Genomic DNA, 14,761 nt, shown 5'->3' with positions numbered 1-14,761 from the left:
TAAAACAAGAATACGGCTTAATTGTTTAATTTAACTTGACGAACTTTAAAAATTACTGCGCATGAGAAATTTCATCTGTATTCTTTTACTTGCAGTGCCCATTTTCAGCATTGCACAATCTAAAAAACCTCTTGATCATTCTGTTTACGACCGTTGGCAAAGTGTGCAAGGTGCACAACTTAGTGATGATGGTAAATGGGTGGTCTATTCGGTTAACCCCCAGGAAGGTGATGGCGATATGATCATTCAATCAACTGATGGCAACTACAAAAAAACAGTAGCCCGTGGTTACAGTTCCATTATTACGAATGATAGTCGTTTTGTAATTTTCAAAATCCGTCCATTATTCAAAGACACCCGTGATGCACGGATCAAAAAGAAACGTCCGGATGATATGCCAAAAGATAGTTTGGCCATTGTGGAATTAGGAAAGGATAGTGTTTGGAAAGTGGCCCGTGTAAAAACATTCAAAACACCAGAAAAAGGAAATGGTTGGGTTGCTTATCACCTCGACAAGGCATTACCTGAACCACCAAAGCCGGCAGCAAAACCAGATTCGCTCACGCAGATCAATAAAATGGTTGCCATGGCCGATTCGCTAATGCGTGTGGCAGACAGTTTAAAAAACAAAGCGGCCGAAGCAAAAACAAAAGGTTTAAATGTATTACAGCCAACAAGAGCCGGGGCAAGACCAACAACCCGCCCGGCTGCCGAACCGGTTGAAGAAGGTACGGAGTTAGTTGTACGCAATACACAAACAGGCGAGGAGAAAAGATTTAAACTTGTTAACGAATATTATTTCAGTGAAAACGGGAATGTATTGTTGATTGAAACGTCGAAGAAAAATGCTGATACATTAAGTAAACCTGCAGTGTTGTGGATGAATACTGCCACAGGAAAAGTTGATACTGTATTCAAGGGTTTTAATGATGCAAAAAATTATGCCATGGATGCGGCGGGTACACAAGTTGCATTTGTTGCCGAACGTGACAGCGTGAGCAAAGCGTTACGTAAGTTTTATAAACTCTGGTATTTTAAAACTGGTATGGATAGTGCCCGTTTGCGTGTTGATCAGTCAACTGCATCTGTAAAGACGGGACTAATGGTGAGTCCCGATTATAGTAATAAATTCAGCAAGAAAGGTGATCGCTTGTTTTTTGGATTGGCGCCCATCCGTCAGCCAAAAGATACCAACCTCGTTGATTTTGAGACTGCACGATTAGATATCTGGCACTATAATGATCCTGAACTTCAGCCGCAGCAATTATTACAGGTGCCAAGTGAAATGCGCCGCAGTTATTTAACCGTGTTGCATGGCGACGCTTCAGCAGTTACTCCCTTAGCAAATGAAACAATGGAACGTGTAGTTACTACTGATGAAGATGATGCAGATGTTGCCATTGGTTACGATAGCAAACCTTACCGTAAGCAAAACCAGTGGGAGCAGCATAACTACAACGATCTGTATTTAGTAAATGTTAAGTCGGGAGAAAAAACATTGATCGGTAAGAAGATCCGTAGTGGTGGTATTTCACCAAAAGGAAAATTTGTTGCCTGGTTCGATTGGAAAACACATCAATACATGGTATATGAAGTGGCAACAGGTAAAACCATTGTTGCAACAAAAGATATTAAAGTGCCATTGTTTGATGAAGATGATGATCACCCGGATGATCCGCCACCACATGGCGTAATGGGATGGCATGAAAATGATGCTGCATTGTATGTGTATGATAAATTTGATATCTGGAAAATCGATCCAACAGGAAAAGAAAAACCTGTTTCAATTACAAATGGTATCGGTCGTAAAAAGCAATTAACTTTCCGCAATACAGAGCTTGACCGTGAAGAGCTTTTTGTGAAAGACGGGCAAATACTATTGCTGAATGTGTTTGATAATAAAGAAAAAGGAAACGGTTGGGTAACGCATAAGCTCGGCAGTAGTTTTAATCTCAACGAATCAATTGCTGTAACATACCCAATTGCGGTAAATGCATTTTCAACAATGAAAGCAAAGAACAGCGATGCATTGGTTTACCTTGCAATGACACCACAAATGAGTGGCAGTTTGTTTTCAACTACATTGAGTGCAGCACAGGATCATAAATCAGCAAAACAATTGAGTTTTATCAACGAACAACAAAAAGATTATAACTGGTACACCGTTGAGTTGCATAAATGGAAAATGTTTGATGGTAAAGAATCGGAAGGTTTATTATTCAAGCCTGAAAACTTCGATCCTAATAAAAAATATCCTGTGATCTTTTATTTCTACGAACGTAATTCTGATACACGCTATGGTTACCGCACTCCGGCTCCAAGCGCATCAACCATCAACATCGCTTATTTCACCAGCAATGGTTATCTCGTATTCGATCCAAACATTTATTATAAAGATGGAGAACCTGGTGAAAGCGCCTATAACTCTGTTGTAAGTGCAGGTAAGTACCTTAGCAAAATGAAATTTGTTGACAGCACAAAAATGGCCATCCAAGGACAAAGCTGGGGCGGCTACCAGGTTGCTTATCTTGTTACACGCACGAAAATGTTTGCAGCTGCAGGAGCAGGTGCGCCGGTTGCAAATATGTTTAGTGCTTATGGTGGTATACGTTGGGGAGCTGGTATCAGCAGGCAGTTTCAGTATGAGCGTTCACAAACACGTTTAGGTGCAACACCTTGGCAACGTCCTGATCTTTATACCAAGAACTCTCCATTATTTAAAGCTGATAAAGTAACAACGCCTTTGCTGTTGATGCATAATGACAAAGATGGTGCAGTACCCTGGTATCAGAGTATTGAATTTTTTACGGCATTGCGTCGTTTAGATAAGAAAGCATGGTTCCTGCAATACAACGATGAAGATCATAACCTTGTTGAGCGCAGAAACAGAAAAGATCTTTCGGTTCGTTTGAGCCAGTTCTTTGATCATTACCTGAAAGGTGCTCCAATGCCAAAATGGATGGCAGAAGGTGTGCCCGCAACAAATAAGGGAATTGATTGGGGATTTGATATTGTGAAATAACAAACAGAAGAGATAAAGAAAGGCCGGAATTATGTCCGGCCTTATTATTTATCTTGTCTTGCATAAAATGAGCGGATGTTACAAAAGCCCAAGCTGTCATATTCTATTTCTACAAGTGTTTTGTTTTTATTGATAACGTTAGAAATTCTTTTCACCACTTTTTTTCGCTCAACAATTCTTTCACCGGTTTGGAATGGTTTTTTTCTTTTCCTGTTATCGATGCTCATCGGTGTGTATCCATTAATCATTCATACAAAAACTCCAATTAATAAAACTTCTTTAAGTAAAAGATCAAAAGAGCGGCTGAAATATATCTGGTGGTCTGCTATTGCTGTAGGTTTGGTGTTCTGGGCAAAAAACCTGAACCAGTACCCGGTTAGCATAAAGGATTCGGATGTTATTCCGCAAATAGAAACACTCGTTAAACGCCATCAGCAAGGAACATTTCCCTATCGCATCATAACAGAATGGGGCTACGATTTTTTTCCCACTTACTTGCCGCTTACATGGGGGCCATTTCATTTGACAGAGTTCATGCTGATCGATTACCGTTACCTTGTATTTGCAGGATGGATGTTGCTGTTGCTTACTTTTTCACAAAGATTACTGCAATCGTGTGCCGATGATGTTCTGCATTTGTATTTATTTGTTTTGTTACAATTGATATTCTGGGGCTATCTGTTGTATGCCGATCTATCGCTGATGCGTACGGTGGAGTTGTTGATAGCTGTTTATTACGCCTTCTTTATTTTTAGTTTAGAAAAAGGAAAATGGGGGACGATGGGTGTTGCCTTATTAGTTTGCCTCTTGTCACGCTATTCATTAGTGTTATGGTTGCCCTTTTTCTTTCTCTTATTATGGAAAGAAAAAGGCCTGGCTGTTGTATTGAAATGTCTAGCTGTTATTTTAGTCGGCGTACTCATGTTATATGTTATTCCTTTTGTGAGCAGTGATATGGATATATTTTTTCGTGGTGTAAAGACATACACTATTGCCGGGCTTGGCGAATGGATAGGACAGAGTTGGCAGGCTCCAGGTGAAAAACCATTTCAACTTTTCAGGGGAACAGGGCTCGCCGCAATGTTTTTTGAAAGCTCGTCGGCGCCAGTTGAGCAAAAGCTGGAACGGTTCAAACAAATTCATCTATGGGCTTCACTGCTCACAGTAGTTTTGCTTGCAGCATGGTATTATTTAAAACATCGTAAACAAAAAATGCCGTTGCAATTAGTTGCTGCGGCATCATTGAAAATTTATTTAGCCGTATTTTATGGCTTTGTGTTGATCCCTTATGTTTACCTGTACATTGTTCCACTCATTAGTTCTGTATTTGTGCTGTATTATATCAGGCAGCACTCAGGAACTTCACAAAACTCCGCTTTGCAATAGGCAATAACGTTTCTTCTACCGGGTATGAAAGATTGGTTTCGATACTGTAAACTGCAGGATTGGGAAGTTCTGTTTTGTTGCGGATGAGTTCGCTCTTGATGTTCTCGTACGTATTGGCGAGAGTACTCATCCATGTGTCAACTAAATTTGTTTTTAAAGTTCGGTATTGTTCATCATGGCGTTCAAAAAAGCTGAGCCGGTATTGATACACTTTTGTTTGCCTGGCCATGCTGTTACGCAGAAACAAATAACCTTCAGTTGTATCTAAGGGAATAATCCCGATTGGGGTAATAGAAATACTTTGCTCCACCATTTCATAGATCTCTGTGCCATTAGTAATGGTGGATTTCATGGTGGCAATGGAATAATGCATAATGGTTTCAAGTTCCTGCATCAGTTCGTCATCTTCAATCATTTGTTCATATAGTAACTGAAGCTTTTCAATCTGTATGCCTGTCAGTTTTTTCGGAAACTGTTCCTGCAGGTATTTTTTATTTTCCCTGAAGGCAACAAGATTATTGTAGTGAAAGATCACATCGGCCAGTTGCGGGTAAAGCCTTGCCTCGTTAAAATGTTTATTAACTTCCTGCAGGTAGGCAAGCAGGGTATATTTTTTCAATTCAAAATCAATGAAGCCATCGGCAAACCAGGTTTCGGATAAAGTCTTCATATACGAGGAGTTTTTACTGGGTTTTTGTTCCTTAAATTTACAAAACAGTTTCAATAATTTAAAACCTTCTGTTTATGTCAGTTGCCCGCAAGCAGGTGTTGTCAACAATTTTAACGATCAGTTTCATGCTTATTTTCCTGTCAGCATGTAATCGTAATACTTATTACATCGTTCGGCATGCAGAAAAAGCAAATGCAACAGCTAACATGAGTAGCGATGTACCGTTAAGTGCAGAAGGGGAGCAGCGTGCTCAAAACCTGAAAACATTATTACAAGGCAAATCGTTTACTGCTATTTTCTCAACTCCTTACATCCGTACGCAGTCAACAGTTAAACCTTTGGGTGAAGCTGAAGGCATAGCAGTGCAGTTGTATTCGCCAAGAGATACCGTAGATAAATTTATTGATCGGGTAAAAGCGATTAAGAAAGGAGACGTATTACTTGTTGGGCATTCCAATACAGTTGATGACCTTGTAAACAAATTAATGGGTGAAACATTGTTAACTGATCTTGCAGAAACAGAATATGATAATTTGTTTATGGTGAAACGCAAAGGGAAAAAGTACAGTTTCGAACGCAAAAAATATTAAGGAATAGAATTGCGCTTGTTACAGTGGCCTAACCATTCATGTTATAACTTCTAACTGTAATGGCCACATTAGTAAAAATCAATAAAATATTATTGGGCCAATTTATAGCTACAAAACATCGGTTTTTGCTCTAATCGGTTGAGACTAAAGACTTCCAAAAAATCTACTTGTCAGGTTATCATTTACTTGCCGGTGATACGGTACTGTATTTGAGTATTTTTATTCAGGGAAATGTTTTTTTCGTGGTGTTTGAGTAGCAAGATCAAACTATATGGCTAAATTTTGAATCTGGAATGATAAGTGCACAATCCGTCTTTAAAGAAGAATCTTAATCCGCCAACCATCGATCTAATTTAATTCCCATTTTTTTTACTGATGTATGATGTGTCTGGAGTTTCATAAACTGAAGCACCAATGCATTATAATTATGAACTTTTGAAAAGTTTGAGCGTTGTTATGCAATGCCTGTTTTGAAGTTCAATTAAAAAGCGTTTTAAATTATTATCGAAATATCTTAAAAAAACCAACATGATCTTTTTAAAATTCCGTGCCGGCTTAGTAGCCATGCTCAGTCTTGTACTCTTGTTCACTGCTTGTAAAAAGGAAGTATCTAATCAATCGAATGAACAATTGCAGCCACAACAAACAAGGGCCAGTGGTGCAGTGGAAGATGATCCAAACGTGGTTAGCAAAATCCCTGTGATCATGTCGTCACAATTGCTCAAGAGAGTAACAAGTGATCCTTCTTTATTATCAGCTGCTTTCAAAGGTAAACCCGGTGGTAGTGATGCAACACCTCCAACAATCAGCATCACTTCTCCTGCAAGCGGAGCAACTGTTTCTGGCACTATCAATGTTACAGTAAATGCAACCGATAATCGTGCTGTCAGTTCTGTAAGCCTGAGTGTTGACGGAACATTTGTTGGCAGCAGCAGTATTTCTCCCTTTACTATTTCATGGAATTCAGCAACCGCAGTTAACGGAACGCATACATTAACTGTTACTGCAAAAGATGCTGCAGGCAATAGCGCCTCAGCTTCAAGAATTGTAACCGTAAACACAATAACAAATACGGATGTAACAAGTCCAACAATAACTATTACTTCACCTTCCAATTCGGCTTCGGTTAGCGGCACAGTAGATATTTCGGCAAGTGCATCAGATAATGTTGCTGTCAGCACAGTTAAATTCAGTGTTGATGGAGTAATGGTTGGTAGCGACAATAGTTCACCTTATAGTTTTTCATTAAATACAAGTTCCATTGCTGCCGGTATTCATACGATAACAGCAAGTGCATATGATGCTGCAAATAATAACGGCTCACAATCTATACAAGTAACCGTTAACACAACAGTTATCAATCCTCCAACTCTTCCTACAAGTGCCCAATTGGTGATGCCGCCTGTAAAAAACCAGGGTGGAGAATTTTCTTGCGTTGCATTTGCTGCAGGATATGCTGCAAGATCTGCGGAACAGTTTTACAAGACTGCAGCATCAGGATATAATTTTTCAACCAATGTGTTCAGTTCTGAATTTTTATATAACCAAACTAAGTTTGGCGATTGTGGAGCGGGAACTAGTGTAACAACAGTGCTCGAATTTTTAAAGACTTATGGTATTTGTAGTGAACAATCGATGCCATACAGCGATTTAAATGGATGTTCACTTTTGCCTAACAGTAGCCAATCAGCAGAGGCTACTAATTTTAAAATCAGTTCTTATTCGGTAATTTCTAAATCAGATGTAGCAGCTATTAAAACAATGATTGTAAATAAGCATCCACTCATCTTTACCGTAAATCTTGATGCCAGTTTCACCAATGCGCAACCGGGCTTTATCTGGAAAGCTTATTTTGGTGCTGCCGGTTTTAGCCATGCCTTAGTGATTTGTGGATATGATGATGCAAAGCATGCTTTTAAAGTAATGAATTCATGGGGCACAGGTTGGGCCGATGCTGGTTATTCATGGATAGATTATGATTTCCTTGCACAAACAGGTGGCATGTGGACTTTTGTTATTAATAATTAGCACAAGTAGAACTTTATAAAACGATAACAGGTGCTGATAAAAGCACCTGTTGTCGTTTAGTTTAATTTGTTTTGACATTAAATGTTATCTCTGGTTGATCAGTTTGCCGGATATTTTTTGGTCACCCACTCTAAAAATATAGATAAGGTTTGCTCTTGCTGTTCCTGGAACAACATACTCTTTTGTAAATTCTCTTCCTGCCTGAACAAATCCTTCAAAAACAACTCCTATTTTTTGACCTTGCATATTGTATAATTCCAACACGCCCATGCCTGAAACACCTGATACAAGATTGAACCTGATCTTATCAATGAATGGATTTGGAACTGCTTTCACTTTAGTTGGAGATTCAAGAACTATTCTGTAGGTCTCATCTGTTTTAGGAATTACAGGATCAGTGATTGTGGAAGTAACTTTATCCAATACAGCTTTTGATTCTGTAATAGTGGGGGTTGTGCAACTATTAGTGCTGCCAGCACAATCTGTAGTACCAGTACAACTACCAGTTACGGTAGGATTGCTTACTGTTACTAAGAATCCACCACCAAGAGCAAGTCCTGCAAAGTTTAACGTACCTCCATTGCCAGCTTTTGTTGTGTTGTAACCTGAAGAAGAATTAGGCTGTGTAACGGTATAACTCCAACTGGCGTTTGAATTGGGTATATCGATACTAAAGCTTTGATCTGAACATCCCGGAGGATTATAGATAGCAGATACAGTTGGTTTGCCAACTACATCAACCTCATATTCGCAATCAGCACTAGTGAAAGTTTGTCCATGCTGGTTAGTTACGGTTACTTTCACTACAAAGTCACCTGTGCCCGCTGTAACTGTCACTTGAGTAACATTCACGCTGCCACTGGTGATGGTTGCATTTGCTGCTGGAACAATGGACCATGTGTATGTTAATCCTGCTTCTGGGAAAGGATTTTTAGCCGCTAAAATAGCAGAGCTATAAACAAGACCTGTGGCTCCTTCGCAAACAGAACCCGGTCCTGTAATGTCACCAGGGCAATTTCCACCGGCTGAAACATTTATAAATACCAGGTCGGTTGCTTCGCAACCATTGCCTGCAGATATAGCAGTTACTTTAAATGCGTAGAGACCTTCAACATAACCGCCGCCACCTGCTGTTGGAGTGAATGTTGCACCCCCAGTGCTGGTATTTGCATTTGATAAGTTACCGCTGGTTGCGATATTACCCGGAGCCTCTGTTTGGCTGGCAACTGTCCATGTTAAACTGCTGAACAGAAGATTATCCTGAGTGCCGTTCAAACTGCCAAAAGCTGTTAAGGCTGCGGTTTGATTTATCAGGTTTCCGTTAATTTGGTATGGAGCCAAAGCCGTAGTTGTTCCGTTTCCACCAACCTGGCCATCTACTGATGCTGCATCGATCCTCGTTGCTGAAGATTGTTCGCATGTTGTACTACCGCCTGCACCTGTTACGCAAGCACCTATACGGAAGCTTCCTTGAGTAAATGCAACACCATTGGCTGGAGTAATTGAAATGCTGGCGCTACCGCTCGCATCAGCTAAAACTGAATAAGTGCTGCTGCTGCAATTACCAACAGCAGTTACATCATTGGGCAGTTCAGCGCCGGCTGTATTGGCAGTGAAATAAAATTTAACGGTTGCATTTGCTGCATCAGCACTTGTATAATTTACAGTAAAGCTTGTTGCAGTAGTAACACATCCTGATGATCCATTAGAAAGACCGCATTGAGGAGCAGGAATCTGAATAGCATTTGACATGATCTGGTTGTCCTGGCTACCCATAGACACGCCTGCTTCAGGAGCGTTATCACTTGGGTCATCCACATCGTCAAATCTTAAGAGTGTAACATGGTAAGGAGCACCACTGATGCTGCCTGCACCATTTCCAGATCCATAACCGCAACGACCATTGCCTGGGGCAAGTCGTGTAGCAAAACGAATCATCACCTGGTCAGATGTAGATTCCCATGTAAGCAAGTACTCCGCATAATCCTTACCGCTACCTTGGTAGCCGGTGAATGTTACATTCGCATTTGCAATGTCAGCATTTCCTCGAATTTCAATTGTGCGGTCTCCGTATCGAACGTTTGCTTCGTTAAATCTTTTATAGGTTTCAAAGCAGGTAATATTATCGTCAACATTTGGTGCGCCTATTGTTGGCTTTCCAGGATTTCCGATGACATCGGGAAAAGATGCTGTTTTGACTTTATTACCGGTAACAGCACTCAGTACCCCACACGCAGTTTTTGCCACAGCACTAAATGCATCACCGCATTCCTGGTTGTGCAAATTTTGTAATTCATTAACCGTTCCGCCAATGTCCTCTGCTGTTCTAAATGCCTGCTCCCAGGAAATTGGAAAGTCGTATGCATGCTTACTTCCTTTGCTTGATAAAATCTGGAAACGTATTGAATGTTTACTCTTATTACTATTTGCATTATTCGGAAGGATGCCGGTGAGTACAATTCTTTGAGGCACGCCAATGCCTTCCCAATAGTCGGTATGTGTTGAGTTTAGAGAACCATTTACCCAATCGATGAGGTAAAGCTTGGCGCCATTCCTGTCATTTTGCGCCTGGTGAAAATCAACTGTTGTAAATCCCTGGCTAAACGATGAAGAAATAAATAGAAGATTGATGACGAAGAAGGGAAGAAATGTTTTTATAGCATCCGCAAAAATATTTTTCCATTTAGATCCCTGGGCGTTAGCTGGTAGAATTAGGTTACACATAAATTTGATTTAATGATGTGAAGAAAGTGTTCTGTTCCGGTTGTTGAATAAACGATTCATGCTGAGTGTACAAATAAGTATCCTGCTCACTGCATGTTATGCTGTGAGAAATTGTTTGTCCAGATCCGGAGTAACAGTAAGGAGCAGCAGTCAGTTGTTTTCAGAAGTCGGGCATAGCATTACCCTTAGCAATTCATGATTTAATGAATGCTTTCTGAAACATCACATGTTGGTTGCGTTTAACTGATGGTGGTTACTGCAAGATGCGGCTTGAAAAAGATATAATGTGCATTGGGTTTGGTGTTAAGTGGTTAAAAAAAATGTGTGATGGTTTTTATAGAACAGCCGAATGATCTTTTGTACAAAAAAATAAATACAGCATCAATAACAATCACGGAGTACGTAATCAGTTATCGTTTAAAAAATCAATGAATAAATTAGAACCAAAGCACGGATAGAGGTTGACAGGGGGTATATTATTATGCAGTTAGGAGAGGGCGTTGATTAGAGAAGGTATTCAGTGGATATTTTACAACTGGTTTTGGGAGACTAACTGGATACACAAAATACAAGCTACTTATTAAAAATGCAAGCCTTTTTAAAAAAATATAGCTCCAAGATTAAACAAAAACTGTTGCAATATTTACTACAAAAAAAAATGCCGGTTGAATTGAACCGGCATTTTTTTTACGTATTGATCTGTTTACAAATCTCTGTCAGGATTAAAGTTCTGCAACTCATTTGCCACGGCAGTTAAAAAAGTTGCACCAAGGCTGCCATCAATAATACGATGATCATAACTCATGCTTAAATACATCATGTGCCGAATAGCAATACTGTCACCCATTGGTGTTTCAATAACCACAGGGCGTTTTTTAATAGCTCCAACAGCTAACACTGCAACCTGCGGTTGGTTAATAATAGGAGTTCCCATCAAGCTTCCAAACGTTCCAACATTGGTTAACGTAAATGTGCCACCTGTTGTATCATCAGCTTTCAGTTTGCCGTTGCGTGCACTGTCAGCCAGGCTGTTCACTTGCTTGGTTAAACCAACAAGATTTAACTGGTCAGCATTTTTTATTACAGGTACAATCAGGTTGCCGCTTGGTAAAGCTGTTGCCATTCCAATATTGATATCTTTTTTTACAATGATTCTGTCGCCATCCACAGAGCTGTTAATGAGCGGATATTTTTTAATGCACTTTACAATTGCTTCAATGAATAACGGAGTGAACGTAATTTTTGTTCCTTCTCGTTTTTCAAATTCTTTCTTCATCTTATCACGCCATTGTACAAGATTGGTAACATCGGCTTCGGTAAAACTTGTTACATGTGGGCTGGTGTGCTTGCTTTTCACCATATGATCGGCAATAAGCTTGCGCATACGATCCATTTCAATGATCTCTACATTACCACTATAAACTGTTGGTGCCATTGATGGGGCAGGAGCAGCCTGTTGTGTAGGTTGTTCAACTCTATTCATCGGCACCACTAATACTTCCTCTTTATTTGCAGCTTGTGCCGAATAGCTCGGAGTTCCAGACTTCCTGCTGCTTACATATTGAAGAATATCTTTTTTAGTAACACGTCCTTCATTTCCTGTACCTGGAATCTTTTCCAATTCGGTCATGCCAATTCCTTCCTGCGCAGCAATATTTAATACTAGGGGAGAATAAAAACGAATGCCATTTGTGGCTGCACTTACTTTAGCGCCTGCAGGTTGATAAGGAATATTTTCTTCTTCCACCAATTCAGCTTCTGATTCAACAACCGGCGTATTTGTAACAGGGGTTGAAATCGTTGTTTCAGCAGCACCGGTTTTAATTCGTGCAATCACCGCACCAATTGGCACTACATCATTTTCATTGAACAGAACTTCGCTTAATACGCCTTCAGCAGTGCTGGGCACTTCACTGTCAACCTTATCCGTTGCAATGTCTAAAACAGTTTCATCCATTTTAATACTGTCGCCCGGCTGCTTATGCCAACGCAAAATGGTTGCTTCCATAATACTTTCACCGAGCTTAGGCATTACTAAATCAACTAAAGCCATAATAATTTGATGTTTTTATTTTTTTGTTGACCAGCAACTGAAATTCTGTTCGCCTTTGGTTGCGTCGCACACTTGTACAACATTTCATCCTTCGGCTAATCTGGACAAACAATCGTTAATAGGCGTCAAAGGTAAGGATTGGAGACTTATATATCCGTCCCGGCATTAATAAACTGGAACAACATGAGCAGGGCATTTGTAGCAGTTAATTCTATATTTTTTAAACGGTCGAACCTGAAATGTAATTTTTTTGCGATCATGTTTTCTCTGGAACCAACAGCCACCCAAACTGTACCCACAGGTTTGTCTTCCGTACCACCACCGGGGCCCATAATACCGCTGGTGGCAATACCATAATCGGCGGTTGTTTTATTTAAAAGTCCCTTCAACATTTCTGTAACCGTTTCTTCGCTCACCGCCCCTTTTGTTTCAAGAGTGGAATGCTGCACACCCAACACATCTTCTTTTACATCATAAGCATATGCAACTACGGTTCCTTTAAAGTACGTTGACGAACCCGGAATAGCTGTTATTAAATGAGCAATATAACCGCCACTACAACTCTCTGCTGTAGCCATGCTTTTATTTTTACTCATTAACAGTTTTCCAAGCGCCACCTCAAGCGAAATATCTTCATTAACAATAAGCCATTCTTTTACCTGCATCTGCAATTCAGCAAAAAGCTGATCAAGTTGTTTTTTCAACGCATCATTGTCAGTACCGGTGGCGGTTAAACGTAAACGCACCATTCCGTAATTGGGCAGGTAAGCCAGCTTAATATCATCAGGGAGTGCTTCTTCCCACGCATTTATTTTTTCCGCAAGAAACGATTCACCTATTCCTGCTGTAAGTAATGTACGATGCAGTATAGATGGCATTGTGTACTCACGTTGGAGTAATGGTAATACTTCATCCTGCATAATACCTTTCATTTCATGCGGTACACCTGGCATGGAAATATAAATGCAGTTTCCTTTTCGGAAGAGCATACCCGGTGCAGTGCCACGTTTGTTCATGAGCACGGTACATACGTCAGGTACTTCTGCCTGTTTCATGTTGCGTTCAATAATGGGGCGGTTCAATCGACGAAAGATATTGGTCACATGTTCTAGCACTATTTCATCAACCACCATCTTGCCGCCAAAGTAATCACACAGTAAAGGTTTAGTAATGTCATCGGCAGTAGGTCCGAGTCCGCCAGTGATCAAAATGATTTGCGCCGATTCGCTTTCTTCATCCAATGCCTGCCAAATATCTTCTCTTGTATCACCAACAGCTACACGACGTTTCACCCACACACCGATCTTATTCAACTCCTGCGCCATCCATGCACTGTTGGTATCAATCGTTTGTCCAATTAATAATTCATCTCCAATGGTAATGATGGAGGCGTAGACTGCTTGTTGCTGCATGAAATAAATTTACAGTTTAAATCAGTTGAAATAGGGGGTAAGATGACTTGCCAACTCTTGCGGCATTACAGTTCGAGCCATTGTTTTCGCATCCAGGAAATACAATACAACACGTCCAATGGTCAAAAGTTTACCATCTTCATTATATACTTCATGATGAAACTCGATGCGGTGATCCGCAGGTAATTCACGCAATTGGGTTTTGATCGTTAGCAGATCATCATACTTTGCAGGCCGGAGAAATTTAGTATGCAGTTCTACGATCGGCATCACAACTCCCATTTCTTCCATTTCCTTATAGGTGATGCCCATCTCACGAATTGCTTCAGCTCTTGCCACTTCAAAATACTGGGCATAGTTACCATGATACACCACATTCATCTGGTCGGTTTCAGAATAACGCACCCGTATATTGGTTTCACTGTTAAACATGGTTTCTTTTATTTGATCATTCCATCAACACTTGCTTTGCCCGGTCCGCATAACAGGATAGCAAAGAAACCTGTTAAATATAACGCCGCCACTTCGCCTTTTGCAAACAAGGCACTGTTATGGGAAACAAAAAAAGCATAACTCATAGCAATAATGATGGGCACTACGGTGAAGCGTGTAAATAATCCAATGGCTACAAAAATGGAACAGAAGAACTCCGCAAAAACAACTAACGCCAGTGTGGCCGTACTACCGATTCCAAAGAGATCTACAAAATGATCCTTCCTGTCTGCAAAGTTTACGAGCTTGTCGTAACCATAGTTTACACAAAGGCTAATTCCGAAAACAAGCCTCAATAATAAGAATGAAATGTTAAAAGCAGTGGCGGAGTAATTAATAGATAAGAGTTTCTTCATGTGTCCGTTGTAGTTTTAGCCGCAATGA

At 40.2% G+C, this 14,761-nt stretch carries 10 protein-coding genes; 4 read left to right on the top strand and 6 right to left on the bottom strand.

Going from position 1 to position 14,761, the window contains the following annotated elements; genetic code table 11:
• Nucleotides 1-61 precede the first annotated feature (61 nt).
• A complete protein-coding gene (locus ACO1QW_RS04160) occupies nt 62-3,022 on the top strand; it encodes an alpha/beta hydrolase family protein (protein WP_486255971.1) in 2,961 nt (986 codons plus the stop codon).
• Nucleotides 3,023-3,097: 75 nt separating this feature from the next.
• Nucleotides 3,098-4,408: a hypothetical protein gene (locus tag ACO1QW_RS04155; protein WP_486255970.1), complete on the top strand. Its 1,311-nt coding sequence runs from the start codon at nt 3,098-3,100 to the stop codon at nt 4,406-4,408.
• Here ACO1QW_RS04155 and ACO1QW_RS04150 read toward each other — a convergent pair.
• Nucleotides 4,365-5,078, bottom strand: a complete 714-nt coding sequence (locus ACO1QW_RS04150) for a hypothetical protein (RefSeq protein ID WP_486255968.1) — start codon at nt 5,076-5,078, stop codon at nt 4,365-4,367. The genes ACO1QW_RS04155 and ACO1QW_RS04150 overlap by 44 nt on opposite strands.
• Before the next feature lie 74 nt (nt 5,079-5,152).
• Here ACO1QW_RS04150 and ACO1QW_RS04145 point away from each other — a divergent pair, with 74 nt between their 5' ends.
• Nucleotides 5,153-5,668: a SixA phosphatase family protein gene (locus ACO1QW_RS04145; RefSeq protein ID WP_486255966.1), complete on the top strand. Its 516-nt coding sequence runs from the start codon at nt 5,153-5,155 to the stop codon at nt 5,666-5,668.
• A gap of 528 nt (nt 5,669-6,196) precedes the next feature.
• Nucleotides 6,197-7,696 (top strand): Ig-like domain-containing protein, encoded by a 1,500-nt coding sequence (locus ACO1QW_RS04140; protein WP_486255964.1) that lies wholly within the window; start codon nt 6,197-6,199, stop codon nt 7,694-7,696.
• A gap of 84 nt (nt 7,697-7,780) precedes the next feature.
• Here ACO1QW_RS04140 and ACO1QW_RS04135 read toward each other — a convergent pair whose 3' ends face one another.
• The 5 genes from ACO1QW_RS04135 to ACO1QW_RS04115 all read right to left on the bottom strand — a co-directional run bounded on the left by ACO1QW_RS04135 (nt 7,781) and on the right by ACO1QW_RS04115 (nt 14,733).
• Nucleotides 7,781-10,420: a hypothetical protein gene (locus ACO1QW_RS04135; protein ID WP_486255962.1), complete on the bottom strand. Its 2,640-nt coding sequence runs from the start codon at nt 10,418-10,420 to the stop codon at nt 7,781-7,783.
• Nucleotides 10,421-11,123: 703 nt separating this feature from the next.
• Nucleotides 11,124-12,473, bottom strand: coding sequence for a dihydrolipoamide acetyltransferase family protein (locus ACO1QW_RS04130; RefSeq protein ID WP_486255960.1), 1,350 nt, complete (start codon nt 12,471-12,473; stop codon nt 11,124-11,126).
• 146 nt (nt 12,474-12,619) lie between these two features.
• Nucleotides 12,620-13,885 (bottom strand): CinA family nicotinamide mononucleotide deamidase-related protein, encoded by a 1,266-nt coding sequence (locus ACO1QW_RS04125; protein WP_486255958.1) that lies wholly within the window; start codon nt 13,883-13,885, stop codon nt 12,620-12,622.
• Between the two features lie 21 nt (nt 13,886-13,906).
• Nucleotides 13,907-14,317 carry an acyl-CoA thioesterase gene (locus ACO1QW_RS04120; RefSeq protein WP_486255957.1) on the bottom strand — a complete coding sequence of 137 codons (411 nt, stop codon included), beginning with the start codon at nt 14,315-14,317 and terminating at the stop codon, nt 13,907-13,909.
• An 8-nt stretch (nt 14,318-14,325) separates the two neighbouring features.
• Complete coding sequence (locus ACO1QW_RS04115; protein ID WP_486255955.1) at nt 14,326-14,733, bottom strand: DoxX family protein; 408 nt, start codon at nt 14,731-14,733, stop codon at nt 14,326-14,328.
• Nucleotides 14,734-14,761 lie beyond the last annotated feature (28 nt).

The organism is Lacibacter sp. (assembly GCF_057361365.1).
Note: the sequence above shows the minus strand (reverse complement) of the source record. Positions and strands in the feature narration are given on the sequence as shown.

Bases quoted from the DNA above. Each gene is read 5' to 3' on its own strand.
- ACO1QW_RS04130 (WP_486255960.1), bottom strand. From the start codon at position 12,473: ATGGCTTTAGTTGATTTAGTAATGCCTAAGCTCGGTGAAAGTATTATG.
- ACO1QW_RS04160 (WP_486255971.1), top strand. From the start codon at position 62: ATGAGAAATTTCATCTGTATTCTTTTACTTGCAGTGCCCATTTTCAGC.
- ACO1QW_RS04150 (WP_486255968.1), bottom strand. From the start codon at position 5,078: ATGAAGACTTTATCCGAAACCTGGTTTGCCGATGGCTTCATTGATTTT.
- ACO1QW_RS04140 (WP_486255964.1), top strand. From the start codon at position 6,197: ATGATCTTTTTAAAATTCCGTGCCGGCTTAGTAGCCATGCTCAGTCTT.
- ACO1QW_RS04155 (WP_486255970.1), top strand. From the start codon at position 3,098: ATGTTACAAAAGCCCAAGCTGTCATATTCTATTTCTACAAGTGTTTTG.
- ACO1QW_RS04145 (WP_486255966.1), top strand. From the start codon at position 5,153: ATGTCAGTTGCCCGCAAGCAGGTGTTGTCAACAATTTTAACGATCAGT.
- ACO1QW_RS04125 (WP_486255958.1), bottom strand. From the start codon at position 13,885: ATGCAGCAACAAGCAGTCTACGCCTCCATCATTACCATTGGAGATGAA.
- ACO1QW_RS04135 (WP_486255962.1), bottom strand. From the start codon at position 10,420: ATGTGTAACCTAATTCTACCAGCTAACGCCCAGGGATCTAAATGGAAA.
- ACO1QW_RS04115 (WP_486255955.1), bottom strand. From the start codon at position 14,733: ATGAAGAAACTCTTATCTATTAATTACTCCGCCACTGCTTTTAACATT.
- ACO1QW_RS04120 (WP_486255957.1), bottom strand. From the start codon at position 14,317: ATGTTTAACAGTGAAACCAATATACGGGTGCGTTATTCTGAAACCGAC.